The sequence below is a fragment of the Streptomyces sp. NPDC015345 genome, from assembly GCF_043078805.1.
Taxonomy (GTDB): Bacteria; Actinomycetota; Actinomycetes; order Streptomycetales; family Streptomycetaceae; genus Streptomyces.
In genome coordinates this window covers 1,244,242-1,269,660 of sequence record NZ_JBIBTX010000001.1, presented here as the reverse complement: position 1 = coordinate 1,269,660, position 25,419 = coordinate 1,244,242, and the positions used below count along the sequence as shown (strand labels likewise).

General features: G+C 69.3%; 26 protein-coding genes. 15 read left to right on the top strand and 11 right to left on the bottom strand.

Annotation, left to right across the window (positions count from 1 at the left end; all coding sequences use genetic code 11):
• Positions 1–38 precede the first annotated feature (38 nt).
• Both ACF062_RS05710 and ACF062_RS05705 read left to right on the top strand, forming a co-directional pair.
• Positions 39–1,619 (top strand): MFS transporter, encoded by a 1,581-nt coding sequence (locus ACF062_RS05710; RefSeq protein ID WP_392136068.1) that lies wholly within the window; start codon positions 39–41, stop codon positions 1,617–1,619.
• A gap of 131 nt (positions 1,620–1,750) precedes the next feature.
• Positions 1,751–2,710 (top strand): GlxA family transcriptional regulator, encoded by a 960-nt coding sequence (locus ACF062_RS05705; protein WP_392136553.1) that lies wholly within the window; start codon positions 1,751–1,753, stop codon positions 2,708–2,710.
• 16 nt (positions 2,711–2,726) lie between these two features.
• On the opposite strand, the gene ACF062_RS05700 is transcribed toward ACF062_RS05705, so the two are convergent.
• The 4 genes from ACF062_RS05700 to ACF062_RS05685 all read right to left on the bottom strand — a co-directional run bounded on the left by ACF062_RS05700 (position 2,727) and on the right by ACF062_RS05685 (position 4,780).
• A complete protein-coding gene (locus ACF062_RS05700) occupies positions 2,727–3,029 on the bottom strand; it encodes a hypothetical protein (protein WP_392136066.1) in 303 nt (100 codons plus the stop codon).
• Positions 3,030–3,117: 88 nt separating this feature from the next.
• On the bottom strand, positions 3,118–3,630 hold the full coding sequence (locus tag ACF062_RS05695; protein WP_392136063.1) for a nucleoside deaminase: 513 nt from the start codon (positions 3,628–3,630) through the stop codon (positions 3,118–3,120).
• A 101-nt stretch (positions 3,631–3,731) separates the two neighbouring features.
• Positions 3,732–3,935, bottom strand: coding sequence for a DUF397 domain-containing protein (locus ACF062_RS05690; RefSeq protein WP_392136060.1), 204 nt, complete (start codon positions 3,933–3,935; stop codon positions 3,732–3,734).
• On the bottom strand, positions 3,935–4,780 hold the full coding sequence (locus ACF062_RS05685; protein ID WP_392136057.1) for a helix-turn-helix domain-containing protein: 846 nt from the start codon (positions 4,778–4,780) through the stop codon (positions 3,935–3,937). The genes ACF062_RS05690 and ACF062_RS05685 overlap by 1 nt, the downstream gene beginning before the upstream one ends.
• A gap of 214 nt (positions 4,781–4,994) precedes the next feature.
• Here ACF062_RS05685 and ACF062_RS05680 point away from each other — a divergent pair, with 214 nt between their 5' ends.
• Entirely contained in the window at positions 4,995–5,621 is a 627-nt protein-coding gene (locus ACF062_RS05680; protein ID WP_392136055.1) for an ATP-binding protein, read from the top strand.
• 44 nt (positions 5,622–5,665) lie between these two features.
• Here the strand turns inward: ACF062_RS05680 and ACF062_RS05675 are convergent, their stop codons facing one another.
• Positions 5,666–6,445, bottom strand: coding sequence for a hypothetical protein (locus tag ACF062_RS05675; RefSeq protein WP_392136052.1), 780 nt, complete (start codon positions 6,443–6,445; stop codon positions 5,666–5,668).
• Positions 6,446–6,682: 237 nt separating this feature from the next.
• On the opposite strand from ACF062_RS05675, the gene ACF062_RS05670 reads away from it, so the two are divergent.
• The 3 genes from ACF062_RS05670 (at position 6,683) to ACF062_RS05660 (ending at position 10,707) form a co-directional block, all read left to right on the top strand.
• On the top strand, positions 6,683–7,369 hold the full coding sequence (locus tag ACF062_RS05670) for a hypothetical protein (RefSeq protein ID WP_392136550.1): 687 nt from the start codon (positions 6,683–6,685) through the stop codon (positions 7,367–7,369).
• Positions 7,370–7,465: 96 nt separating this feature from the next.
• Positions 7,466–8,884 carry a transcriptional regulator gene (locus ACF062_RS05665; protein WP_392136049.1) on the top strand — a complete coding sequence of 473 codons (1,419 nt, stop codon included), beginning with the start codon at positions 7,466–7,468 and terminating at the stop codon, positions 8,882–8,884.
• A complete protein-coding gene (locus ACF062_RS05660; RefSeq protein ID WP_392136046.1) occupies positions 8,881–10,707 on the top strand; it encodes a DEAD/DEAH box helicase in 1,827 nt (608 codons plus the stop codon). The genes ACF062_RS05665 and ACF062_RS05660 overlap by 4 nt, the downstream gene beginning before the upstream one ends.
• Positions 10,708–10,729: 22 nt before the next feature.
• On the opposite strand, the gene ACF062_RS05655 is transcribed toward ACF062_RS05660, so the two are convergent.
• Positions 10,730–11,752 carry a DNA cytosine methyltransferase gene (locus tag ACF062_RS05655; protein ID WP_392136043.1) on the bottom strand — a complete coding sequence of 341 codons (1,023 nt, stop codon included), beginning with the start codon at positions 11,750–11,752 and terminating at the stop codon, positions 10,730–10,732.
• A gap of 272 nt (positions 11,753–12,024) precedes the next feature.
• Between ACF062_RS05655 and ACF062_RS05650 the strand changes: the two genes are divergently transcribed.
• Positions 12,025–12,591: an HNH endonuclease gene (locus ACF062_RS05650; protein ID WP_392136041.1), complete on the top strand. Its 567-nt coding sequence runs from the start codon at positions 12,025–12,027 to the stop codon at positions 12,589–12,591.
• 94 nt (positions 12,592–12,685) lie between these two features.
• On the top strand, positions 12,686–13,933 hold the full coding sequence (locus tag ACF062_RS05645) for a DNA cytosine methyltransferase (protein WP_392136038.1): 1,248 nt from the start codon (positions 12,686–12,688) through the stop codon (positions 13,931–13,933).
• On the opposite strand, the gene ACF062_RS05640 is transcribed toward ACF062_RS05645, so the two are convergent.
• Together ACF062_RS05640 and ACF062_RS05635 are read right to left on the bottom strand one after the other, a co-directional pair.
• A complete protein-coding gene (locus ACF062_RS05640; RefSeq protein WP_392136035.1) occupies positions 13,847–14,323 on the bottom strand; it encodes a very short patch repair endonuclease in 477 nt (158 codons plus the stop codon). The genes ACF062_RS05645 and ACF062_RS05640 overlap by 87 nt on opposite strands.
• A gap of 45 nt (positions 14,324–14,368) precedes the next feature.
• A complete protein-coding gene (locus ACF062_RS05635; protein ID WP_392136032.1) occupies positions 14,369–15,415 on the bottom strand; it encodes a hypothetical protein in 1,047 nt (348 codons plus the stop codon).
• A gap of 252 nt (positions 15,416–15,667) precedes the next feature.
• Between ACF062_RS05635 and ACF062_RS05630 the strand changes: the two genes are divergently transcribed.
• Entirely contained in the window at positions 15,668–16,465 is a 798-nt protein-coding gene (locus ACF062_RS05630) for a class E sortase (protein WP_392136030.1), read from the top strand.
• Positions 16,466–16,493: 28 nt separating this feature from the next.
• Here ACF062_RS05630 and ACF062_RS05625 read toward each other — a convergent pair whose 3' ends face one another.
• A complete protein-coding gene (locus tag ACF062_RS05625; protein WP_392136027.1) occupies positions 16,494–17,969 on the bottom strand; it encodes an MFS transporter in 1,476 nt (491 codons plus the stop codon).
• A gap of 123 nt (positions 17,970–18,092) precedes the next feature.
• Here ACF062_RS05625 and ACF062_RS05620 point away from each other — a divergent pair, with 123 nt between their 5' ends.
• The 5 genes from ACF062_RS05620 (at position 18,093) to ACF062_RS05600 (ending at position 22,485) form a co-directional block, all read left to right on the top strand.
• Positions 18,093–18,623, top strand: a complete 531-nt coding sequence (locus ACF062_RS05620) for a winged helix-turn-helix transcriptional regulator (RefSeq protein WP_392136024.1) — start codon at positions 18,093–18,095, stop codon at positions 18,621–18,623.
• Positions 18,624–18,703: 80 nt separating this feature from the next.
• Positions 18,704–19,027, top strand: a complete 324-nt coding sequence (locus ACF062_RS05615; RefSeq protein ID WP_392136021.1) for a DUF6412 domain-containing protein — start codon at positions 18,704–18,706, stop codon at positions 19,025–19,027.
• A 112-nt stretch (positions 19,028–19,139) separates the two neighbouring features.
• The gene (locus ACF062_RS05610) at positions 19,140–19,925 is read left to right on the top strand and encodes a YidC/Oxa1 family membrane protein insertase (protein WP_392136018.1); all 786 of its coding nucleotides are present in this window, start codon (positions 19,140–19,142) and stop codon (positions 19,923–19,925) included.
• Between the two features lie 149 nt (positions 19,926–20,074).
• Positions 20,075–20,932 (top strand): fumarylacetoacetate hydrolase family protein, encoded by an 858-nt coding sequence (locus ACF062_RS05605; RefSeq protein WP_392136015.1) that lies wholly within the window; start codon positions 20,075–20,077, stop codon positions 20,930–20,932.
• Positions 20,933–21,150: 218 nt separating this feature from the next.
• A complete protein-coding gene (locus ACF062_RS05600) occupies positions 21,151–22,485 on the top strand; it encodes a hypothetical protein (RefSeq protein WP_392136012.1) in 1,335 nt (444 codons plus the stop codon).
• 86 nt (positions 22,486–22,571) lie between these two features.
• Here ACF062_RS05600 and ACF062_RS05595 read toward each other — a convergent pair whose 3' ends face one another.
• Positions 22,572–23,039: a heme-degrading domain-containing protein gene (locus ACF062_RS05595; protein WP_392136009.1), complete on the bottom strand. Its 468-nt coding sequence runs from the start codon at positions 23,037–23,039 to the stop codon at positions 22,572–22,574.
• On the bottom strand, positions 23,036–24,160 hold the full coding sequence (locus tag ACF062_RS05590) for a Gfo/Idh/MocA family oxidoreductase (protein ID WP_392136006.1): 1,125 nt from the start codon (positions 24,158–24,160) through the stop codon (positions 23,036–23,038). Before ACF062_RS05590 ends, ACF062_RS05595 begins: the two co-directional genes overlap by 4 nt.
• A gap of 56 nt (positions 24,161–24,216) precedes the next feature.
• Between ACF062_RS05590 and ACF062_RS05585 the strand changes: the two genes are divergently transcribed.
• On the top strand, positions 24,217–25,377 hold the full coding sequence (locus ACF062_RS05585) for an ROK family protein (RefSeq protein WP_392136003.1): 1,161 nt from the start codon (positions 24,217–24,219) through the stop codon (positions 25,375–25,377).
• Positions 25,378–25,419: the final 42 nt, after the last annotated feature.

Below are 25,419 nucleotides of genomic sequence, written 5' to 3'. Positions count from 1 at the left end.
GGTACGGCGACGTGGGAACAGCGGAAGGAGCCGCCCGCATGACCGCGTCGTCCACGCCCGCCGCACCGCCGCCGCCTCCTGGCCCTGGCACCGGCCCCGGCTCGGGCCCCGGCTCGGGCTCCGGTCCGGGCTCCGAGGCCACCGTCACCACGGCCGTGCCGGCCCGCCTCGACCGCCTGCCCTGGTCCCGCTGGCACTGGATGATCGTCATCGGCCTCGGCACGGTCTGGATCCTGGACGGGCTCGAAGTCACCACCGTGGGCAACATCGCGAGCCGCCTCTCCGAGGAGGGCAGCGGCCTGGCGATCAGCTCCGCCCAGGTCACCGGCATCGCGGCGGCCCTGTATGTGGCGGGCGCCTGCGCCGGGGCGCTCTTCTTCGGCCGGCTCACCGACAAGTTCGGCCGCAAGAAGCTGTTCATGGTCACCCTCGCGGTGTACCTCGGCGCCACCGCCCTCACGGCGCTCTCCTTCGACGCCTGGTGGTTCTTCCTCTTCCGGTTCCTGACGGGCTTCGGCATCGGCGGTGAGTACGCGGCCATCAACTCGGCGATCGACGAGCTGATCCCGTCCAAGTACCGCGGCCGCGTCGACCTCATCATCAACGGCAGCTACTGGCTGGGCGCGATCGGCGGCTCGCTGCTCTCCGTCGTCATGCTCAACACCGACATCTTCCCCAAGGACCTCGGCTGGCGGCTCACCTTCGCCATGGGCGTCGTCCTCGGCCTGGTGATCCTCCTCGTACGCCGCCACGTCCCGGAGAGCCCGCGCTGGCAGTTCATCCACGGCCGGGGGGAGGAGGCGGAGGGCCTCGTCTCGGCGGTGGAGAGGGAGATCGAGGCGGAGAAGGGGAAGCCGCTGCCGCCGCCCGCCGGTGAGATCACCATCCACCAGCGCAAGAGCATCGGATTCGGCCTGATCGCCAAGACGGTCTTCCGCGACTACCCGAAGCGCGCGGTCCTCGGCCTGTCCCTCTTCATCGGACAGGCGTTCCTGTACAACGCGATCACCTTCGGCTTCGGCGCGATCCTGACCAAGTTCTTCGACATCCCCTCGGGCAGCACCGGCTACTACTTCGCCGTCATCGCCGCGGGCAACTTCCTGGGCCCGCTCTTCCTCGGCAAACTGTTCGACACGGTGGGCCGCAGGATCATGATCTCGTCGACGTACATCGTCTCCGGCGTCCTGCTCTTCGTCACGGCCTGGCTCTTCGACCGGGGCTCGCTGAGCGCGGCGACGCTCACGGCGTGCTGGTGCGTCGTCCTGTTCTTCGCCTCGGCGGGCGCGAGCAGCGCGTATCTGACGGTCTCCGAGATCTTCCCGATGGAGACCCGGGCCATGGCCATCGCCTTCTTCTACGCGATCGGCACGGCGGCCGGCGGCATCAGCGGCCCGCTGATCTTCGCCAAGCTGACCGAGTCGGGCGTCGTCGGCGACACGGTCCTCGCCTTCCAGATCGGCGCGGGGCTGATGTGCGCGGCGGGGCTTGTGGCGGCGGCGTTCGCGGTCAAGGCGGAGAGGCGGTCGCTGGAGGACATCGCGGCGCCGCTGTCCATGGTGGCGCCGGAGGCGGGGCCCGGCGGGGGGCGGCAGGGACGGGAGAGCGGGGTGACGCCTTAGCGGGCGCCGCGTTGGCGGGCGCCGTCGGCCGGATCGGGCGCCCATGCAAGAATCCGGCCATGGCGGTGAAGCCGGAGCGGACGTCGGAACGGACGTCGGAGCGGACGTCGGAGCGGACCTCGGAACGGACCATGGTGGCGGTCCTGATCAGGGACGGCGTACTTCCCATGGAGCTCGGTCTGGTGCACCAGCTGCTGGGCACGGCGCGTTCGACGACGACCGGTGACCTCCTGTACGACGTCCGCACCTGCGCCCCGCGGCCCGGCAGGATCCGTACGGACGCGGACTTCCCGGTCTACGCGGCGCACGGCCTCGACGTGGTCGCGGCGGCGGACACGGTGATCGTCCCGGCGTCGCACGAGAGCGACGAGAGCCTGGGACCGGGCTCCCTGCCCCCGGAGCTGGTCTCGGCCCTGTCGCCCTGGGAGGGCCGCCGGGTGGCGTCCATCTGCACGGGCGCGTTCGTCCTGGCGGCGGCCGGTCTCCTGGACGGCCGCCGGGCGACGACACACTGGCTGTCGTCGGACCGCTTCGCACAGAGGTTCCCGGCGGTGAAGGTCGACGCGGACGTCCTCTACGTCGACGAGGGCGAGGTGCTCACCTCGGCTGGCGAGGCCGCGGGCATCGACCTGTGCCTGCATCTGATCCGCTCCGAGCACGGCGCGGCGGTCGCGGCGGAGGTGGCCCGCCGCACCGTCGTACCGCCCCACAGGGAGGGCGGCCAGGCCCAGTACATCCGCCGCCCGCTGGCGGAACCGCGGCTGACGTCGACGGCGGGCGCCCGCGCCTGGGCCCTGGCACACCTCGCCGACCCCGTGACGCTGGCCGACCTGGCGGCGGTCGAATCGATGAGCGTACGCACCTTCAGCCGCCGCTTCCGCGAGGAGACGGGCCTGACGCCGATGCGGTGGCTGACGCAGCGCAGGGTGGAGCGGGCGCGCGAACTCCTGGAGTCCACGAACCACACGGTCGACCGCATCGCGGCGGAGGCGGGCTTCGGCACGGGCGCGTCGCTGAGGCAGCACTTCGCGGCGGGGGTGGGGGTGTCGCCGGGGGTGTACCGGGCGACGTTCAGGGGCTCACGTACGTAGCCGCTGCCGGGCTGGTTCAGTGGTGTCGGTCGGCGAACAGGTACGAGGCGACGCCGACGGCACCGGCGACCCCGAGCACGGACGGCCAGGCGCCCACCTTCTTGGCGAGCGGATGCGACCCGGCGAACCCGGCGACGTACGCGGCGCTGAGAGCGGCGGCGGTCTTCGCCCCGGCGGCCTCCCGCCACTGCCGCGCGGCGAGGCTCCCGGCGGCGGCGAGCACGACCCCGCCGAGGGGCCGCTTCTTGGTGAACCGGGCGACGCCGTACCCACCGATCAGCCCGCTCGCCGCCATGACCGCGCCCGGAATCCTCGCCATGATCGCCCTGCCTCTCGGTGATACGCCCCAGATGTCTTTCACTCCTGGCCGAGGCTAACGTGTAGCGACCGCAGAGCGAGGGGCGGGCTCAGAGCTTCGGCTCCATGGGGCCGGGCCGCGCGGCCGCCCACGCGGCGAGAACATCCACCGCGGCCGACCGCGGCGCACCGTCGACGGGCACCTCGTCCACCAGCCGCCGCTCGGCGTTGGGCAACGCCACGTCGCGATAGAATTGAAGGTCCTCGTGCCCGTTGAGGGCGGCGTCCCGGGTGGTGGCGCCATAGACGACGCGCGGAATCCCGGCCCAGTAACAGGCGACGAGGCACATGGGGCAGGGCTCACTGCTCGCGTACAGGACCCCGTCCCCAAAGGAGTACCGCCCGAGCCGCCGCCCGGCGTCCCGCAGGGCCATGACCTCGGCGTGCGCGGTGGGGTCGTTCAACTCGACGACGGAGTTGGTCCCGTCCCCCACGACGTCCCCATCCACGACGAGGACGGCCCCGAAGGGTTTCTTGCCGCCGTCTTCCAGTGCGCGCCGGGAGTTGGCGATGGCGTGGTCGAGGAACTTGCGGTCTTGGTCGGTTTCGGGGGTGTAGGGCAAGGGGGCTTCCTCTCCTCGTACGTTTCGCGGCGTGCGCCGTGCATGCGGCGGGTTACACACCTAGGCCGATCTCACACATAGACCCCGCTGCCTCAACGGCGTCAGGGACGGCCCACGCCAACCGCGATGAACCGGGCCCAGGCCGCAGAGGAGACCAGGAGATGGGGTCCACCCGCCTGCTTGGAGTCGCGTATAAGGATGCCCGGAGGGACGAACGCGGCCTCCACGCACTCGGTGGTGTTGCCCCCGCTGTACGAGGACTTGAACCACGAGAGGGCTGAGGGAGACAGAGGCTCAACGGGCATTACAGCTCCTTGCGAACGCGTTGAATCATGGAGGAGGAAGTCTCCATGTCCAACGCTTGTGCGCGGAGGTAGTCGAACGCAAGCCGGTAGCGCTCCAGTTCCTCGTCCTTCTCCAGAAAAAGCGAGCCGGTGTGGAGGTCGACGTACACGACATCCAGCGCTGCCTCGGTGCCGCCGATGATCACGAAGCTCCCGAGCGCGGCAGAGTGAGCCCCTTTGGAGAACGGCAGAACCTGCAGCGTGATGCCGGGTGACTCGTTCGCTTCAAGAAGGCGGTCGAGTTGCCCTCTCATGGTTGAGGGGGAACCCACGACGCGACGGATGACGGACTCGTCGAGGATGGCCCACAGCCGAGGGGGATTCGGCCGCTCCAGGATTTCCTGCCGCTTCATGCGGATGTCCACGAGCCGCTCGATCTCCACTGGAGCGAGCCGCATTTCGTTGGCGTACTGGACGGCGGTGCTGTAAGCACGCGTCTGCAGGAGGCCGGGGACGTAGACGCACGAGAAGTGGTCCTCACGTACGGCCTCGTCCTCAAGCGTGAGCAGGAGGTTCATGCTCTCGGGGATCGAGTCAGTGAACGATCTCCACCATCCCTGCTGCCTGACATCCTTGGCGAGTGCCACAACCGCGCGGCGCTCGGCGTCCGTCGCTGCGTACTCGCGGCAAAGGGCGTCGACCACGAGCCACTTGACCGGGCCGGCTTGTGTCTCATACCGGCTGACCGTCGCCTTCGACACCCCGACGAGGGCGCCGGCTTCCTCAAGAGTCAGGCCCTTGCGGGCGCGGAGCTTTCGCATCATGGCGCCTAGCTGGCGTCGGCGTGTGGTGGTCCGTAGCGACATCTGGCTCCTCCCTGGCGGCCCGGCGCCCGACCCTGAGGGCAGGGATCAGGCTATGTCGCAGGCGAGTTGCCGTTCTAGTGCATTCACTCGAAGGGTCTCCATGAGAAGTTACACAGCGAGAGTTCTCTGTGCCATGCTCGATGTAGTTCACTACGCGGTGTAGCCGTACGGATGCGGCAGGCGCAGCGCTGCGTGGCCTGGAGGGAGCCTCTCCATGTCCATTCACGAAGAGGATGCAAGGCGGCTGCGGTGCGTCTTGCCGTTTGAGGCGGCGGCTGCGGAGCTGCATCAGCTCCGCAAGGAGGTGAAGCACACCCTGGAGCAGTGGGGTGCGCGAGACCTCACTGACGAGGCGGAACTGGTCGCGACCGAACTGGTGACGAACGTCATTAAGCACGTTGGCGAAGGGGCCTCCGCAGCCCTGGTCCTTGAGGTGAGAGGTGACTGCCTTCGGGTGGAGGTACACGACAAGAGCCGTACTGTGCCGGCTCTGCGTGCCGTGTGCGGGGAAGCGGAATGCGGGCGTGGCCTCCACCTGCTGGCCTCCCTGTGTGAGGAGTGGGGCACCCTGCTCACGGAGACCGGAAAGGCTGTCTGGTGTGACCTCTCCATCGAGTCGGCCCGCCACTGCATGCGGGTACGGCGGGCCACGCTGGTTCTTACGGAGTACCGACGAGTGGCCGGCGCGAGTTCTGCCGTGCCGACTTCCGCGGTTCTAGAGGAGTCGGTCACGGATGTGATCACCGACCTGCTCCATTGGCTACAGGCGCAGGGCGGGGACCCGGGCCAGACGCTTGACCGGGCGCAGATGCACTTCGAGGCGGAGGCTGACGTGGCGTAGACAGGAGACACCACGCTTGCCGGCACGGACGGAGTCAGTGGTTCTTAGCGGTTTTGGATCGCCCCCAATATGGTCTGGGCGTCAGCGACTTGGTCCTCGTCGAGCAGTGTCAGGGCGATGCGGATGGGGGCCTGGATGTCCTCGCGGTCGGCAGCGGCGTGGAGCATCGCCTCGATCGCTTCCTCCGCCCCGGCCATGCGGAACGAGGTGACAGTCTGTGGGAACTCCTGCGTGTCCAGGTTCATGCCCAGCATCCACGCGATGAATTGAGCATGCCGAAACCGGCCCTCCGCCACGTGGTGGAGATAGTCGGCGATGTCGGCGGCGTGCTTCTCAGGAGCAAGGTGCCGGTCCCCCATCGGCCGGGGGACCGGCACCTTGGCCTGTACCGGCAAACGTGCGGCTTTCCTGCGGGCATGCAGCACGCGCCTTCTGCGACTCCGTAACCAGGCCTCAGAAGCCGGCCGCCGCCGCAGAAGAGAGGCAAGAACTTGCGCGGCGGCATCGGGATCAGCTCTCTCGACCGTGGCGGCCGTGCGCAGGGCGAGGAGGTATGGCAGTGAGTGCGGCAGCCTCATGTCACGTGCCTGTGCTTCTTCTTCGAGGACCTTGTAGATGCGCTCCAGAGGTCCCGGCTCGTCCGGTACGCGCTCCCCCTTGTAGCAGGAGATGCTGGACAGCCCCACATTCGCCTTGCTCGCGATCACCTTGTGGGGGACGGCCACGGCCTCCACGATCTCGCTGAAGGCGACGAAGAACGCCTCCCTGATTCCCCCTGCGGGCCCGCTGTGTTGCTTGATTCTGCGTGCGGGTCGTTTGGTCATGCCAGCCCTTCGCCACCGATGCTCGAAGTTTACGGAGACCTTCCATACTGCTCCGCCCGCCCCCGGTTGAATAGGCATTTCGTCGATTGCGGCAGTGCAACATCTTGCAGTGCCGCAATTCATCGTCACGACTGGCTTTTGGAGGTGGCCTTGGGTCAGGGTCTCTAGTGCTGGCTGATGCCGGAACGATCCTCGGTTTCGGTGGGGACGCAGAAGACCTGACGTAAGGGGTACGTGGTGGAGATGCCGTCGTGGACGGACACGAGGCTCGGTACGATGAAGCGCGCCGGCTTGTGGCTGGTGACCGTGGTGGGTGAAGGGAACGTCTTTACCAAGGAGGACGTGAAGGCGGCCTTCCCAGGGGTCAGTCAGGCCGACCGCCGGGTACGTGACCTGCGGGACCACGGCTGGCAGATCAACACGAACCGTGAGGACGCTTCCCTCGGCCAGCATGAGCAGCGCTTCGTGAAGCAGGGGGAGCCGGTGTGGCAGCCGGGTAAGGGCACGCGGCCCGGCACCTCGATCACTCAGACCCGGCGGCGTGAAGTGCTCGCCCGAGACGGGCACTTCTGCCGGTCGTGTGGCATCGCGCCAGGTGAGATCTACGCCGGCACCTATGAGTCGGCCCAGATCGACATCGCCCGCCGGGCGGTACGGCTGCCGGACGGTGCGGAGAAGACGCAGCTCGTGGCCGAATGCAACCGCTGTCGGGTAGGCGGGCGCGGCGCGGTGACTGCGGACCTCGGAGACATGTTGAAGCGCGCCGAGGGGCTCAGCGGCCTGGACCGCAGGATGCTCTCTTCCTGGATGGAGCGCGACCAGCGGGAGTTCAGCGCGGCGGAGGCGTTCTGGGCGGATTACCGGTCGCTTCCCGAGGAGTCGCGGGCGACGATTCGCGAAGCTATGAAGCCGTCGGTCGAGTAGGCGGCGTCACCTCTTGCCATCTGGGCCACGCTTCCTCCCGTGAGGTGGGAAGCGTGGCCGGCAGCAGTAACTACCCCTTAATTCTAGGAGGATCACGTGGGTAAGGACTTTGGCCGGCCGCCGCTAGCGGATGAGAACAAGACGCGGGTCGATGAGCGGCTGAAGGAAGTCGTGGCCGGGAATGGCGTCCGTGAGACGCTCACCGTTGAGTGGCGTACGCAGCCGCTGCATGTCGAGGTCATCGACATGCCGGTGGAGGCGCTCTACTACAACCCGGCAACACACCGCATCCAGGCTCAGCGGAGCCATGACCCCGAGCGGGACAAACTGCTTGATGAGTCCCCCTGGGCGCCGGATAGCCAGGATTACCTCCACCACCTGTTGCGGATGCTGCCAGAGGACCCTTCCAAGGAAGACCCCGCCTTCAGGGAACTGACGGAGAGCCTTCGCACTGACCGTCAGAAGGAACCCGGGCTCATCACGCGGGACGGCATCCTTGTCAACGGCAATACGCGTCGCGCGGCCCTGAAGGAGCTGGGGGTAGCGAACATCCGGGTCGGTGTGCTGCCCGAGTCATGCACGTGGGACGACATCAACTCAGTGGAGCTGTCGCTCCAGCTCCGGCCGGATCAACGCCGCGAATACTCTTACATCAACCGTCTTCTGGCTATGGAGGAGCAGCACAATCTGGGGCGTACGCTCGCGGATGTGGCTCGGGAATTCCGCATTCGTACCCAAACGTGTGAGCAGGACCTGTGGGTGCTGTCCTGCCTTCGCGATCTGATCGAACGGTCAAGCGACGGAAGCGCGCGGCTTCGGCTCCTGGACTTCGAGAAGCACCAGGAGAAACTCCGCGAGGTGTACCGCCGGTACTCGAAGGAGACGTTGGTAAGCAGGGACAACGCTGAGCGTCTTAAAGAGACACGGCTTGCAGCCATCGTTCTTGAGTTCTCCAAGACGGACGTACGTCTTATTGAGCCCGATTTCAGGGAGCGGTACTTGGAAAAGAGGCTGCCAGCCGCGTTGAGGACGGAAACCGCGGCACCGGCGGCAGGTGTGGCCATCCCCGGGCTCAACCGAACCGTCAAGTCCACCGCACCCGCAGTCGCCCAGGCTAAGGCGCTGACCGACATCATCCTGAAAGCGAAGGCCGTCACGACCGTGGATGACGCCTTGCTCACCGAGCGGAGCAAGACGGCCGCCGAGACGTTCAGCGCCGCACACGAGGCATTCGAGAGCGCTCTGGAGCCCGCGGGCAAGGACGCTCGGGTTCGTAAGCGCAAGCAAGCGGCACAAGACCGCATTACCGACGCCTGCCAGGACATCGAGCAGTGCATCACCGACCTCACCCTTGCCAAGGCTTCCGGCAGCCTTGACGAGGAGGCCTTTGATGAGGCGGTCCTGAGTCTCCGAGAGACCCTGACGAAGCTCGCAGTAGCGACCCAGCGCAGTATCAAAGCGCCTGGTGACGGTGTCTCCTGGCTCCGCGAATCGGTTCGGAAGGAGGGAGTGTGACCGCGACTGCGGAGCCGTCACTGCGGATTACCTCCGATGTCACCCGCACCCGTGCCGTCCTGCGTGCGGCCCCAGGGCATGAAGCGGATTTCGCCAGGCTGGCAGCTCGGTTTCCCGGCGCCGGGCAGCGCACCCTCCTGTCAGCGGAAGTCGAACTTGACGACTTTCTCACCGGGCTCGAGGCACTGACTAGCTGGCCCTCTCCAGATGTGGAGTGGGAAGAGGAGCTGGCAACCCTCGTCGGAGGCGTGCTCGACGACGCTGAGCGTGCCGAGCAGTGGCTGGAGGAACCCGCCGCGGCTGCCTCCGAAACGGCAGACACCGTACTCGACCAGCTCGGCCCGGCGTGGCGCGCTGATCTTACTGACTTCCAGCGGCGGGACATCGCGCGGCTCCTGTCCCTGCGGCACGGAGCGAACTTCTCCGTGCCAGGGGCTGGCAAAACCCGAGTCGGCCTCGCGGTGTTCGCCGCGATGCGTGAACGGGGTGATGTGCGCCGGCTGCTTGTCGTCAGCCCCAAGTCCGCTTACGAATCATGGGGCTACGAAACTGCGGAGTGCTTCAAAGAGCCGCTCACCGCCCGGGTTATGAAGGGTTCTCCTGACCCGGGAACCGATGTTTTGGTCGTGAACTACGAGCGGCTTGACCGCTCCCTCGCCGGGCTTGCGACGTGGCTTCGTGGCGCACCATCGATGATCATTCTCGACGAGGCGCACCGCATGAAGCTTGGAGCACGGGGCATCTACGGCAGTGCCTGCATGGCACTGGGACCGCTGGCTCGGCGACGCCTCATTCTCACCGGAACGCCCGCTCCCAACGGCGCGCGTGACCTGGAGAACCTGTTGTCCTTCGTCTGGCCTGGACATGGCCGCAGAGTGGTCACCAACGCCGTAGCCGGTGGAGATCTCGCCCACGCGAGTAAGGTGCTGCGGCCTCTGTTCACCCGGACCACCAAGAACGAACTCGGGCTCCCTCCCTTTGAAACACGCATTCGCTATGTAGGGCTGCCGTCTCTGCACCGAGAGGTATACGACGCGCTCGTCGGCCGCTACACCGCTCGGGCCGAGGCTGGACGGGAAGACTTCGACGCTCTGGGCAAGGCCATGCTCCGCCTGCTCATGGCGGCGACCAGTCCGGCTCTGCTTATGGAGGGGGAGAGCCGGTATGCGCCGCTTGACTACCGAGTGCCACCTTTGGAAGTGCCACAGACGGATTCTCTGTATTCGCTGCTCAAGCAGTTGCCCGACTATGAGCTCTCCCCGAAGTACAAGGAAGCGCTGAGTATTGTCGCGGAGAACGCAGCTTTGGGACGAAAGACTCTGGTATGGACGACCTTCGTGCGGAGCATCACCACAATGGAGCGGCTCTTCTCCGCTTACCAGCCAGCTGTGGTGCACGGAGGAACACCTGATCGTGAGGAGCAGCTCAAACGGTTCAGAGAAGACCCCGACTGTCATGTGCTTCTTTCTAACCCCGCGACTCTAGGCGAGGGCATCAGCTTGCACCACGTATGCCATGACGCTGTGTATGTGGACCGTGACTTCATGGCGGGCCGGTTCCTGCAAAGCCTCGATCGTATTCACCGGCTCGGACTCGCGCCTGGAACAGAGACGCGGGTTACGGCACTAGCGGCGGAGGGGACGATTGACGAGGTAGTCGCCTTGCGGCTAGGCGAGAAGCTCGAATTCATGGGAAAGATCCTGGACGACCCATCCGTGCAGCAGCTCGCGGATCTTCAGGAGGAACCCTCGCTCGCGGCAGGTATGGATATGGCCGATGTTCGAGCGCTCCTTCGGCACATTGATTCTCGTGCCGTGAGGTGAAGGGGGACGCGACGCGTGGTGATCAGTCGGGGAGCCGCCCGTGGGGAATTTCCGCGCCCTGGAGAGGGGTATCCGCCTGATCCAGGGCCGCTGCGATAGCGCGGCCGACTGCTCGCGCCACGGGTGGTGGGAACGCGTTGCCCACTTGTCGGCAGACGGATGTCTTTGTTCCCGTAAACGTCCAGCTGGGCGGAAAGCCTTGCAGCAGGGCGAGTTGGTTCGCGGTCAGCTTCACCGGTAGCTGATCGTGAGGTGACGGGGGCTCGTCGGCGACACTGGAACCGTTCACTCCAAGCTCCGCCCAAGCCTGTCTCGCCCGGGATGGCCCCAAATCTGGGCCTCCGTGCTTCCGCGAGCCGCCGCACAGTGTTGGTGCGATCCGCTGGGCCTGAGCGGCCCAGGTGTCGGCGAGTTTCCATCCCCTGGATGCCATCGACTCGCGCAACACGTCGCCTACGCAGGATGAGTCTGTGGCGGGAGTGAGCGCCACGGGCCAGCGGAAGTTAGCGAAGGCTTGCGCCTCCATGGCTACCAGGACCGCGCGCGGCCGTAGTTGTGGAACGCCGAAGTCGCGGGCGTACAGAAGGCGCCACTCCGCGGTATAGCCAAAGCCCGAGAGTGTGCGGAGGATGTCTGCCCGATAGGCCGAGAACTTCTTCTGAAGCAGCCCTCTGACGTTCTCCAGCAGGATCGCCCTCGGTCGAACAGTCGGCACGAGGGCGAGTACCGCCGGGATCAGATCGCGTTCGTCGAGCAGCCCGAGCTGTGGGCCGGCGACCGAGAACGGCGGGCAGGGGGCGCCGGCCGCCATGAGGCAGGGGCGAGCCGACGTAGCGGCACGCGCGCATTCCGCTGACCGGACATCTGCCTGCACAACATTCCAGTCCGGTCGGTTCCGCCGCAGTGTCCGGCAGGCGTCGTGGTCGAGTTCTACCAGGGCCTGGTGGTTGAAGCCGGCTTGCTCGAGGCCGAGAGCCTGGCCGCCCGCGCCAGAGCACAGCTCGACACAGGTGCGGTGGCTAGTTGTGACGGGTTCATGAAGCACAGCTGATCCATTCGATGCATGACTTCCTCGACGAGAGGCAGCTTGCCGCTACTTGCCGCGGCAAGTAGCGGCAAGCTACGGTTCTCATCCGATGAGGGCATCTATAGAACCTTTGAGCGATAGGCGAGCGAGTGGCTGAATCAGGGCTGAGCTGGCGGAACGAAGGTCTGGGCACGCGGGTCCGCGTCGCGTTGTGGCTTCGGGATGAGGTTGGCGAGGGCGGAGTCTTCTCCAGGGCCAGACTCCGCGCGGCGATTCAAGGTGCGGAGCAGGTGGATCGCCGCATGCGCGACCTGCGCCCTGCCGGATGGATCATCAGGACCAACCGTGACCGGCCGAGCCTGCAGCCTGACCAGCTGTACCTGGAGGCGATTGGACGCCCTGTCTGGGAGCCCGAGCACAGGGCGGCAGGTCTGCGTCAGATCAGTTCCAAGACCAGGCGGCTGGTGCTGGAGCGGGACGGCCACGCCTGTCGTCGGTGCGGGCATACGGCTGGCGAAGCGTACGCGGATGATCCGAGCGCACATGTACGGCTCACCGTGGGTCACGTGAACCCGCACAGGTCCGGCAGCGCAGCCGAAGCTGAGGACCTGATTACGGAATGCGCTCGCTGCAACGAGACCGTGAGGCACCTCACGGGGGTGCAGATGACCAAGGAGCAGGTCTGGGACCGGGTGACGGAGTTGCCCAGGCGCGATAAGCAGGAGCTGCTCAGCTGGATGAAAGCCGATGGGCGCGCCGTGTCACAGATGGAGAGGGTATGGGCGATGTATCGGCAGCTTCCGGCGGTCCTGAGGGAGGATCTCAGGCGGGACTTGGACGGTCTCTTGGGGAGCTGACACCCCTCTGAGGTAGTCGGCCGGTCATGTGCCACCTGGTCCGGAGGGATGCGACACTTGCGTGTCTGCAACATCGCCGTACCAGGAGGAGCCGATGGGGACCGCCCGCCACAAGCTGACCTCGATCGAGATCTGCGCGGGTGCCGGCGGCCAAGCTGTTGGGCTTCACCAGGCTGGCTTCCGGCACCTCGCGTTGGTGGAGATCGACAAGCATGCCGCTGAGACGCTGAGGGTGAATATCGCGGCGCGTCCCTCGTGGAGCTGGGAGAAGGAACACTGCCTGGTTCGTGAGGTGGACGTCACGAAGTTTGAGCCGCTTGAGGAAGTTCCTGACCCGGAGAGCCATGAGACGAAGCGGGGCTCTGGTCGGCAGAAGCAGATGCTCCGCCGGGGCCAGCTTGATCTTCTTGCTGGTGGCGTTCCCTGCCCGCCCTTTTCGGCGGCGGGGCATCAGCTGGGCCGGGACGATGAACGTGATCTTTTCCCTCGCATGTTGGATCTCGTTGAGGATCTAAGGCCTCGCGCGGTCATGATCGAGAACGTCCGGGGGCTGGTGCAGCCGGAGCGTAAGTTCCGCTATTACCGCAACCACATCAAGAACCGACTGCGAAAAGCCGACTATGTCATCTGTGGCTGGCGCGTTCTGGAAGCCCAGGATTACGGGGTTCCTCAGCTCAGGCCCCGCGCCATCCTCGTCGCAATCCGCAAGGATGAGTACCGCGGCTTCGACTGGCCAGTTCCTCAGAAGAAGCTGTTCCGGGTAGTCGACGCATTGGGTCCCAGCATGGAAAGGCGGCTTGGGGCGGGTACCGAACGCTTCGAGAAGTGGCATCGTGAAGCGAATCTCGGCACCGTCGCTCCGACGCTGGTGGGCGGATCCAAAAAGCACGGCGGAGCGGACCTTGGTCCGACTCGAGCGAAGAGGGCCTGGGCGGCTCTGGGCATTGATGGCATGGGTGTAGCCAATGACGAGATCAGCATGGTTGACCCTGACCGGGACCTGGGCAACCTGACTAGGGGGCCGAAGCTCACGGTCCAGCAAGCTGCCATCATCCAGGGTTTCCCAGGTGACGACGACCCTGAGGGCCCGTGGCAGTTCAGCGGAGGCAAGACGGCCCGCTATCGTCAGGTTGGTAACGCGTTCCCGCCTCCGGTCGCCGCGGCTGTGGGCAGAGCCATTCATGAGGCACTGTCCCGTAAGGGCGCGGTTCTTGAGGATCCGAACCCTGCGTATGAGCCTGAGGACGATCCGTCACTAGTCGCCGCTGAGGTCCCTATGCAGCAGAGCCTGCCGACGATCGAGGACGACGCGGAGAACGCTGCTAGCGCACTCCTCCGGTGACTCGTGCTCCCAAAAGCGGAGAACTGTCCATCCGGCGGCTGACAGCTGCTCATCAGTGTCGCGGTCGCGCTTCACATTGCGGACGACTTTCTCGGACCAGTAGCCCGCATTCGTCTTAGGCGGGACGTAGTGCTCAGGGCACCCATGCCAATAACAGCCGTCGACGAAGACCGCGACCTTTATGGGGCGGAATACGATGTCGGCTGTCCGTCGAAGGCCAGGAAGAGGCTTCGCGGCGACGCGGTATCGCAGCCCCTGAGCGTGCAGCAGGCGTCGGAGCAGCCATTCCGGCTGGGTATCTCTGCTCCGAATCGCCTGCATGTTGCGCCGCCGAGCCGCCGACGAGGCCCATGATCCCGCTGGAGGGGTCCACTTTTCGTTCTCGGGCACGGCGTCGTTCTCCCAGAGTGCTGCTCTACAGAACAGAGGACGGCATCAGGTGGTGCTGTTACCACCATGGCACGCCTCATATACCGCCCCCGACCCACACCAACACCCCTCCGCCCCCTCCGGCGGCCAAGCCACCGCCCGCCCCCGTGCCGCCAGTGTCGTCGCGTACTGGGGGAGCAGGTTCGGGTCGGCGGGGGAGGTGGATTCTGAGGCTGCGAAGGCCTCGTAGGACGGGACCGTGCCGGTGACGATGCCGAGGTTCGGGGTGCCCGAGGCGGACAGTTCGCGCAGGGAGGACTCTATGGTCGCCAAGTGCTCCTCGTGGGAGGGGTATTCGGCGGTGAGAGGCGGGTACGCCGTCAGGAGTTCTGCCAGTTCCCGTTCCGGCCAGTGCAGGATCGCCACCGGGAAGGGGCGCGACAACGCCGCGCGGTACGAGCCCAGTTCCGCCTGGAGGCGGGTGATCTCCGCGCGGAGTTCCGCGGGGTTCTCCGAGCCGAGGGACCAGGTCCGCTTCGGGTCGTGGAGTTCGTCCAGGGGGACGGGGGACGTCGAGACCCGGTCCGCCAAGGCGTCCCACGCGTCGTGGTCGGCGCCCAGCAGGCGGCGTACGCGGTGGCGGCCGAAGAGGATGGGGTGCGTCGCGTTCGCGGGGTTCTGGGTCTCCGGGGAGAGCAGCAGGGTGGCCGCCTCGGTGAACGTGGCGTGGGCCTGTTCCAGTTCGTCGTGGGACTCCAGGGACTCCGCGACGATCACCCAGGGCGCCGGGTCCCGGGGTGCCGCCGCGCGCACGCCCTCGATGATCGCCCTCGCCTCCGCCTCGTGGCCGTACTCCCAGAGGTTCGAGGCCTTCAGGGCGCGGATGAGGAGGGGGGCGGCCGGGGGCCGCTGGGCGTCCGCGGACAGCAGGCGGTCGTAGAGCCTCGTCGCGCGGTCGCGGGCGCCGGCCAGTTCGAGGTGGGCGGCGGCCTGGAGGAGCAGGGCTTCGGCGTCCTCCGGGTACAGGCCGGCCGTGCGTTCCAGGCGCGCGGCTTCGGCGATGTGGTCGGCGTCGACGTGATCGGCAGCGGCGGCAGGCTTCTCGGGGCGCATACGGGACACCGTACTGCCGAGCGGGTCTCTTGCAGGAGGGCCCGGTCACCCTCCGGTCGGGGGCGGTCCCTGCCCGCCCATGGAACGGCCATGGAGCGGCCATGGAGCGGCCATGGATTGTTGTGGGGGCAGCGTCTATCCTCCCGGCGGCCGTCGGCCGCAGGGGTGTGAGGGGGCGTTGTGCGGGAGCGGGACTCGATTCCGGTGGTGCAACAGGGGCGACGCGGTGTCCGGCGCTCCCTTGGGGCGCGCGTGCTGTGGGGTGGGGCCGAGGCCGCCGTCACCCTCGGGCTCGTACTCCTGCTGTTCGTCGTCCATCAGCTGTGGTGGACCAACCGGCAGGCCCGCGCCGCCGCCGAGCGGACGGTCCAGGCCCTTGAGGAGGAGTGGGGAGACCCGGGCTCCCCTCTTGAGGAGGGGCGGGAGTCCTCGGCTGCTTCCTCTTCTTCCTCTCCGCCGCGTTTGGTCCCTTCACCGTCCTCGCCGTCCTCGCCGTTCTCGGCGCCCTCGCCGCCTTCGGGTGCTTCTTCCTCGGGCGGCGGGTCCTCCGGTGGATCCGGTGAGGCCTCCGTACGTACCGGCGATCCCGCGCCCCGCTGGGACCAGGCCTACGCCATCCTCCGCATCCCGGAAATCGGCGTGCGCGTGCCCATCGCCGAGGGCACCGGCAAGGGCGGCGTTCTCGACCGGGGGTACGTCGGGCACTACCCCCGCACCGCCCAGCCCGGCCAGGCCGGGAACTTCGCCCTCGCCGGGCACCGCAACACCCACGGCGAACCCTTCCGGTACATCGACCGGCTGCGGCGAGGGGACGAGCTGCGGGTCGAGACCCGCGGTGCCGTGTATACGTACGTCGTCGACAAGCGGCTGGCGCGGACCTCCGCCCGCGACGGGGGCGTCATCCGGGACGTGCCGCGCAGCGAGGTGCGGGAGGGGTACGGGTACCGGGCGCCGGGGTACTACATCACGCTCACCACCTGCACCCCCGAGTACACCTCCAAGTACCGGCTCGTCGTGTGGGGGACCCTGCGGTCCATGCGGCCCCGGTAGGGGCTCGGCGCGGCCCCCGGTAGGAGCCTCAGCCCCGCCGCTCCCGCAGCAGCAGGACCCCCGCCGCCGCCACGACCGCGAGCCCCGCCGAGACCGCCATCGCGACGTCCGCCCCGTGCGCGAGGTCGCCCGAGGCCGTGGCGACCGCGATCATCAGGGCGACGCCCGCCGCCGAACCGATGTACCGCGCCGTGTTGCCGGCCCCCGACCCCATCGCCGCGCGGTCCGCAGGCACGGACTCGACGGCCAGCAGCGGGAGGGCGGCGTTCAGGAGGCCGCTGCCCGCGCCGGAGATCACGAGGCCGGGCAGCAGGCGTGGCCACGAGCCGGAGGAGACCGCGCCCAGCATCGTCAGGACGGCCACCGCGTGCAGCGCGAAGCCGAGGGCGAGCTGGTGGCGCGCGGAGATCCGGCCCCCGAGCCGCCTCGCCTGGAGCGCCACGGCGAACGAGGCCCCGGACCACAGGAAGATCAGCCACGCGGCGCCCATCGCGGACATGCCGATCGTGTGCTGGAGCAGCGCGGGCAGGTAGCTGAACAGCGCGATCACGGAGAAGCCGGTGAACAGCGCGCCGGTGGAGGAGGCGAGGAAGAGCGGGCGGCGCAGCAGGCCGAGGTCCAGGACCGGTGCCGCCGCGCGGCGCTCCACCGCGACGAACACGGCGGTGAGCAGCACGGCGGCCAGCAGTAGTGCCCCCACCGGCGCGCGCAGCCAGCCGTCGCGGCCCAGGGTCAGCGCGGCCACCAGCGCGGTCGCCGCGAGGCCGAGCGTGAGCGCCCCGGCGAGGTCGGTCCGGCCGCCCCGCGGGGTACGGGACTCCGTCAGCGCGCGGGGCGCGAAGGCGGTGACGAGCAAGGAGGCGGCGCCCAGCGCGGCGTACGCCCAGCGCCAGTCGGCCGCGGTGATGGCGCCCGCGGCGAGCGGGCCCACCGCGATGCCGCCGCTGACGCACGCCCCCCAGATACCGGTCGCCCTGACGCGGCCGTGCCCCGCCGGGAACGCGTGTACGAGCAGGCCGAGGCTTGTCGCGAGGATGGCCGCGCTCGCCGCGCCCTGGGCGACGCGGGCCAGGGTGAACAGCAGCGTGGTCTGCGCGAGCGCGCCCAGCGCCGTGGTGACGCCGAGCCCGGCCGTGCCCCACAGGAACACCCGGCGTCGGCCGTGGTCGTCGGCGACGCTGCCGGCCGCCAGGAGGAACGCGGCGAGGCCGAGTGGGGTGCCGTTCAGCAGCCAGGCCTGGGCCGTGAGAGAGGTGCCGAGGGATGCCGCCGTGTCGGGAAGGATCACCGCCGGCGCGGTGTAGGTCATCAGGGCCACGGAGGTGGCGGCGCTCGTGACGGCGAGGGTCGCGGCGGGGCGGGGCGCGATCTCGGCCCCGTGATGGGCCCCGTGATGGGCCGTGCGGTGTGCCGTGCCCGTGTCCGGGGTCGTGCCCGGGGCCGGGGCGGGCGGGGGCGGTGCGGTGGCCGGGGCGGTGGGATCGCCCGGTGCGGAGCGGGGCATGGCTCGGCGCCTCCATGGTTCGGCATTCATGGTTCAGTGAATGAACTCCTCAGGTGCGGATCACCGTAGCAGGGGGAGTTCATTCATTGAACCTGCGTGTCTCAAGTCGGCTAAGGTGGACGCATGGCTCTCGGCAAGGACTACGTCTCGCAGCAGTGCTCGATGGCCCGCGCGCTGGAGGTCATCGGCGAGCGCTGGACCTTGCTCGTCGTCCGCGACGCGCTCTACGGAGTGCGGCGCTACAACGACTTCCTCGTGCACCTCGGCATCCCGCGTGCCGTACTCGCGGGGCGGCTGCAGACGCTCGTCGCGGCGGGCGTCCTGGAGAAGCGGCCCTGCGCGGACGTCCCCTCGCGCCATGAGTACGTCGTGACGGAGCGCGGCCGGCAGCTGTGGTGGACCCTGTGCGCGCTCGGCGCCTGGGGCCGCGACAACTTCACCGAGGGCAAGCCCCTGCGGATCTTCCGCCACGCCGCGTGCGGCACGGGACTGGGCATCGTCGGCGACTGCCCGGCCTGCGGCATCCTCGTACCCGTCGAGGACGTGGAGATGCTGCCGGGCCCCGGACTCGACCCGGAACCCGCGGATCCGGTCAGCCGGGCCCTGGCCAGGCCCCGACGCCTCCTTCAGCCGATCCAGACCGATCCTGTATAACGGGCGGTACGACACACCCCGATGACGGGCGGTACCAAACACCCCGGGGTCGCAGGGAAACGCGGAGAGGAGGGACGACGGTGCGGGAGCTCATCCGTGGTTGGCAGGCCGCCGCGCGTCCGGCCCTGCTCCTGCTGTTCCTGCTCGTCGAGGTCGTCCTCGTCGACACCGGCGGCCTGACCGCCGCCGTCGCGCTCGCCGCGACCGCCGCCGCGGGCTCCGCGCTCGCTGTCTGCTCCGTGATCGCCGCGCGCTGCGCGCCCGTCGTGCCCCGCACCCGAGTGCGTACAGCCATCCGCGACCGTGAACGGCGCACCGCCTTCCTGCCCCAGCGCGACCCCGACGCCCGGGGCCGCAGGCGCCCCCGAGCGCCCGGCCGTCCCCTCCTGACGGCCGCCGCGTAGGGGATCGCACCACCCACCGCACCACCACCCCTCGCGGGTCGTCACGCCGACGCGATGTCTGTCTGCCATCGCCTCCACTCCCGGCACGACGAGACCCCCGGAGGGCTCCGCCATGTTCGACTTCCTGTCCGACTCCTTCTCCGCCTTCATGTCCGTGTTCGCCGGGCTGGTCGAGAACCTCGCCGACCTGCTCGACCCCCTCTTCCACGGCTCGGCCACCGCCGCCGCGATCGTGCTCTTCACCGCCTGCGTACGACTCCTCGTCCACCCCCTGTCGCGCGCCTCCGCCCGCGGCCAGAAGGCGCGCGCCAAGCTGTCGCCGCAGATCGCGGAGTTGCGCAAGAAGCACGCCAAGAACCCGGAGAGGCTCCAGAAGGCGGTCCTCGAACTGCACCGCAAGGAGCAGGTCTCACCGCTCTCCGGCTGCCTGCCGAGCCTCTTCCAGCTGCCCGCGTTCTTCCTGCTGTACCACCTCTTCTCCAGCTCCAGCATCGGCGGCGAGGCGAACGCGCTGCTCGGTCACACGCTCTTCGCCGCGGCCCTCGGCGGACGGTGGACCGACGCCCTGGCCGACGGTGGGCTCTTCGGGGCGCAGGGACTGGTCTATCTGGCGCTGTTCGCCCTTGTCGCGGCGGTCGCCACCTTCAACTACGTGCGCACCAAGCGCCAGATGGCGGCCGCGCCGCAGCCCGGGGCCGGCGACCCCCAGGTGCCGGGCATGGCCGCCATGACGAAGGTGATGCCGCTGATGTCGTTCATGACTCTGTTCACGGTGGCCGTGGTCCCGCTGGCCGCCGCGCTGTACGTGGTGACCAGCACGACCTGGAGCGCGGTGGAACGCGCCGTGCTGTACCGGGACATGCCCGTGGGGGCCGGGGCGCTGGCCTCCGCCGCCTGAGGGGCGCGGGGCGGTCGCTACCGCCGAGTAACGGTCCAGTACGTGAACGGGGTATTGCGGACCGGACGCCTTGCTTGGAGGATCGACCAATCCCTGACCTCCGATGGCCGCATCCATCGGCCGGGCTACCGAAGGAATGGAGTTCGACCATGAAGCTGCTGCGAGTCGGTACGGCGGGGGCGGAGCGCCCCGCGCTGCTCGACGCCGATGGAACCCTGCGGGACCTGTCGGGGCTCGTCACGGACATCGACGGGGCGCTGCTCTCCGACGCGGGCACGCTCGACCGGATACGGGCCGCCGCGGGTGCCGGGGTGCTGCCGGCGCTGTCGGCCGACGGGCTGCGCGTCGGGCCGCCGGTCGCCCGTATCGGCAAGGTCGTCTGCATCGGGCTCAACTACCACGACCACGCCCGCGAGACCGGGGCCGAGCCGCCGGCCGAGCCCGTCATCTTCTTCAAGGCGGCGGACACGGTGATCGGCCCGGAGGACACCGTGCTGGTGCCGCGCGGCTCGGTGAAGACCGACTGGGAGGTCGAGCTCGCCGTGGTCATCGGACGTACGGCGCGCTATCTGGAGTCGCACGAGCAGGCGCTCGCGCACGTCGCGGGGTACGCGGTGGCGCACGACGTGTCCGAGCGGGAGTTCCAGATCGAGCGGGGCGGCACCTGGGACAAGGGCAAGAACTGCGAGACGTTCAACCCGCTCGGCCCCTGGCTCGTCACCGCCGACGAAGTCCCCGACCCGCAGGCGCTGTCCCTGAAACTCTGGGTCAACGGCGAACTGAAGCAGGACGGCACGACCGCCGAGCAGATCTTCCCGGTGGCGGAAGTCGTGCGCTACGTAAGCCAGTTCATGACGCTCTACCCCGGTGACGTCATCAACACCGGCACACCCGCGGGTGTCGCCATGGGGCAGCCCGAGCCCAAGCCGTATCTGCGGGCCGGGGACGTGGTGGAGCTGGAGATCGAGGGGCTGGGGCGGCAGCGGCAGGAGCTGAAGGCCGCGTAGGCGGCGCCCGCGTGCAAGTCGGCCCCACGGGTAAGCCGCCCCGCTCACTCCCCCCACCGGCCCTGATGGCCGCCGCAGGGGCGGAACAAGCCCCTCCGTGATCCTTTGTGGCTAGTTCGGGGCTTACGCCACCACCCCCTGTGGCCACTACATTCACCCCCGACCGCACACACAGGACCGGACGCACACAGGACCAGGCGACCAGGGGGAAACAGGCAATGCTGCGCTCCATAGGGCCCGTAAGCCGCTTCGGCAGATCATTCACGGCGGTGACCGCCACGGCGGCCACCCTGGCGGTCACCGCCGTGAGCCTCGTCGCCTCACCGGCCGCCGCGGCACCCACCGCCTCACCGGCTGCCGCCACGACGGCCCGGCCCGGCGACACCTGTACGGCGGCCGACCTCGGCACCCGCAAGCCGTACATCAAGTCCACCGAAGTCTCCCCGACGATCACCCACTTCAAGGGCTGGTTCGTCACCGAGGGCACCACCGGCAACCAGGTCGTCACCACCAGCACCCAGACGGTCATCTCGGTCTCCGTCGGCGTCACCGGCGGTCTCGAGGGCAGCTTCCCCGTCCAGACCCTCACCGCCGCCGGTGCGACCCTGGGTCTGAGCGTGAAGGTCGACGCCTCCTCCACGAGCACCGAGTCGAACGCGGTCACGTGGAACTTCAACCAGCCCGGCTACTACGGCGTCTACAAGGGCACCAAGAAGGTCACCGGTACGTACGCGAGCCTGAACTGCAACCGTGTCCAACAGAGCGGCGGCGGCTGGGCGTTGAAGTGGATCGAGGGCCCCGGCGGCGGCAGCTTCACCACGTTCACCACCGTGGAGGAAGGCGCGGTGCGCTGCCAGGACAGCGTGCCCGCGAACAGCATCATGGCCAAGGCGCAGGGCCTCCTCGACTGCGGCTCGCCCGCCGCGAAGGCCGAGCGCCCGGCGGGTGCGGTGCCGCCCACGGCGAAGCAGAAGCGGGACCGCCTCGCGCAGCGCCAGGCCGCCACCGGCGGCAAGGCCGCCGGACAGCCCAAGGTCGCCGGACAGCCCAAGGCCGACGGGCCCGGCGCGAAGGCCGGCGCGCCCATCGCGAAGGCCGACCTCAGCTGCGGGTCCGAGCTCTACAGGATCACCGTCCCCGGCAAGCCCCTCTCCTGGGGCGCGCCGCACCTCAGGGCCGACAGTGTCCGCCTGCGACCCTCGACGATCTTCAGCGGCAACCTGGACCAGTGGCGCCTGTGCAACGTGACGGAGCGCGACGGGGTCATGGAGGCGACCCTGTGGAACTTGGGCAACCAGTCATGCGCCAACATCTTCCCGCAGAACGCGGGCACCGACCAGACGCCCCTGATGATGGAGTCCCCCTGCAGGGAGGACGACCTCCAGCGGTTCTACATCTACCGCGATGTACCCGGTAGCTCGAAGATCGGTGTGCAGAACAAGTACACCGGCTCCATGATGGGCCACGACCGGTACGCGGACGGGGAGTCCGTACGCCAGTACTCCAGCGGCAGGCAGGACGGTACGGGTACGTACACCCTGAACCGAGTCTGACGGCGCACGCGCTGTGAGCGGCCCCGCACGAGAATCCGGCGACTTCCCGGTTCCGTGCGGGGCCGCTTTCCGTTGGCCGAGGGGGATCAGGCGGCGATGAATCGCTCCAGTGCCTCCACCACCAGCGCGTGGTCCTCCACCTGCGGCAGCCCCGACACCACCACCGTGCCGATGACCCCGGCGCCCTCGACCGCGATCGGGAACGCGCCGCCGTGCGCCGCGTACGTGTCGAGGTCCAGGCGGGAGGAGTCCTCGAAGGTCGTGCCCTTGGCGCGGAAGCGGGCGCCGACCAGGTAGGACGAGCAGCCGTAGCGCTCGACGACGCGTCGCTTGCGATGGATCCAGGCGTCGTTGTCCGGGGTCGAGCCGGGCAGCGCCGCGTGGAAGAGCTGCTGGCCGCCGCGGGTGATGTCGATCGCCACCGGGGCGCGGCGCTCGCGGGCCAGCTCCACCAGGAGCGAGCCGAGCCTCCACGCGTCGTCGTACGTGAAGCGGGTCAGGACCAGGCGGCGTTCCTGCGCCTGAAGCTCGTCGATGCTCGGCGCGGCGGTCACAGCGTCACCGTCACACCGTCGCGGGCCGAGCGGCGGGCCGCCTCCAGCACGTCCAGGGCCGCGGCGGCCTGGAGCGCGGTGACGGGGTTCTCGCCGGTGCCGCGCAGGGCGTCGGCGATCGCCGCGTAGTACGCGGGGTAGTCGCCGGGCAGCGTCCGCACGGGGCGGCCGCCACCGGTCAGCGGGGACTCCCCGGAGCCGATCCGGCCCCACATCGTCTCGGCCTCCACGCCCCAGGGGTCCTGCGTCGCGGGGCGCCTGCCCTCGCGCAGGGCCGCCTCCTGCGGGTCGAGGCCGTACTTCACGTACCCGGCCTTCGAGCCGAGGACGCGGAAGCGCGGGCCGAGCTGGGCGGTGGTGGCGCTCACGTACAGGTGCGAGCGGACGCCGTTCGTGTGGGTGATCGCGATGAACGTGTCGTCGTCCGCCTGCGCGCCCGGGCGGCGCACGTCCGACTCGGCGTAGACGCGCGCGGCGGGGCCGAAGAGGACCAGGGCCTGGTCGACGACGTGGCTGCCGAGGTCGTAGAGGAGGCCGCCGATCTCCTGCGGGTCCCCGGACTCGCGCCAGCCGCCCTTCGGCTGCGGCCGCCACCGCTCGAAGCGCGACTCGAAGCGCCATACGTCGCCGAGTTCGCCGTCCGCGAGGAGCTGCCGCAGCGTACGGAAGTCGTTGTCCCACCGGCGGTTCTGAAAGACGGAGAGGAGCAGGCCGCGCTCGTCGGCGAGGGCGGCCAGGTCGCGTGCCTCGGCGGCCGTGCCCGCGAGCGGCTTGTCGACGACGACCGGCAGGCCCGCCTTGAGGGCGGCCGTGGCGAGCGGCACGTGCGTCTTGTTCGGCGACGCGACGACGACCAGGTCCAGCTCGTCCGCCCGGGCCCACAGCTCGTCGGCCGAGGCCGCGCAGCGCAGGCCGGCGCCGAACTCGGCACGGGCCTGGGCCTGCCGCTCGGGGTTGGACGTCACCACCGTGTCGAGGGCGAGGCCCTCGGTGGCGGCGATCAGCGGGGCGTGGAAGACGGAGCCCGCGAGGCCGTACCCGACGAGGCCGACGCGGAGCGGGGGAGCGCCGGTGCCACCACCAGTCGCCTCAGCCTCAGTCTCAGTCACATTCGCAGTCATGCGATCCACTTAAGCAACGGTGTTGCCAAAGTGCAAGCGGGCGGCACAATGGCCGGGTGAAGTCGTACGTGAACAGGGCGAACTCCGGAGTGAACCTGCCGGCGCTGCGCGGCCACAACGCCGCGCTGGTGCTCGATCTGCTGCGCGTGGCGGGCCGCGCAGGCATCAGCCGCCTGGAGCTGGCGGAGCGCACCGGGCTCACCCCGCAGGCGGTCAGCAAGATCACCGCACGGCTGCGCGCCGAGGGGCTCGCCGCGGAGGCGGGCCGCCGTGCCTCGACGGGCGGCAAGCCCCGCACGGTCCTGCGCCTGGTCCCCGAGGCGGGTCACGCGGTCGGCCTCCACCTGGACCGCGACGAACTGCGCGCGGTCCTCGTCGACCTGACCGGCGCGGTGGTCGCCGAGCGCCGCGCCCCGCTGGACTTCGGCGCGGGCGCGCGGGCGGTCGTGGAGTCGGCGGCCGGGGAGGTGCGGGGGCTTACGACGAGCGGGGAGGTGGGCGCGGTGCCGGGGCCCGGCGGTGTCGGTGTCGCGCTGCCCGGGCCGCTCGACCACGCGGCGGGTGTGCTGCGGCGCGTGACCGGGTTTCCCGAGTGGGACGGGTTTCCGCTGCGGGACGCGCTGGCGGAGCGGCTCGGGCTGCCCGTCGCCGTGGACAAGGACACCAACGCCGCTGCCCTCGGCCTGGCCCTCGCGGGCGATGACGCCGCCGGTTCCTTCGCGTATCTGCATCTGGGCACCGGGCTCGGCGCGGGCCTCGTGCTCGGCGGCGCCCTGCACCGCGGCGCCCGCACCGGAGCGGGGGAGTTCGGCCACCAGGTGCTGCGGCTGGACGGGCCGCTCTGCGAGTGCGGGGACCGCGGCTGCGTCGAGGCGCTGTGCCTCGCGGCCGTGGCCCGCGGAGACCTCGCCGAGGCCGCGCGGGTCCTCGGCACCGCCGCCGGCAACCTCGTGGGGCTGCTGGACGTCGACCGTGTCCTGCTCGGCGGGCGGACCGTGTTCGCCGCGCCGGAGCTGTTCGTACGTGGCGTGGGCGAGGTCGTCGCCGAGCGCGTCCGGCGTGGCGGCGGGGGAGCGGAGGTGCCCGTCGCCCTCGCGCCCGGCGGGGCGCGCGGCGTCGCGGAGGGGGCCGCGCAGCTGGTCCTCGCACCCCTGTTCGGCCGCGCGGACGCGGCGCTTCCGGCCGGTCGTGCGGTGGCCGATCGGCTGCCCGGTTGATCGGCTTCCGGCCGGTGGTGTGGCGGGCAGTCGGGTGCTCGG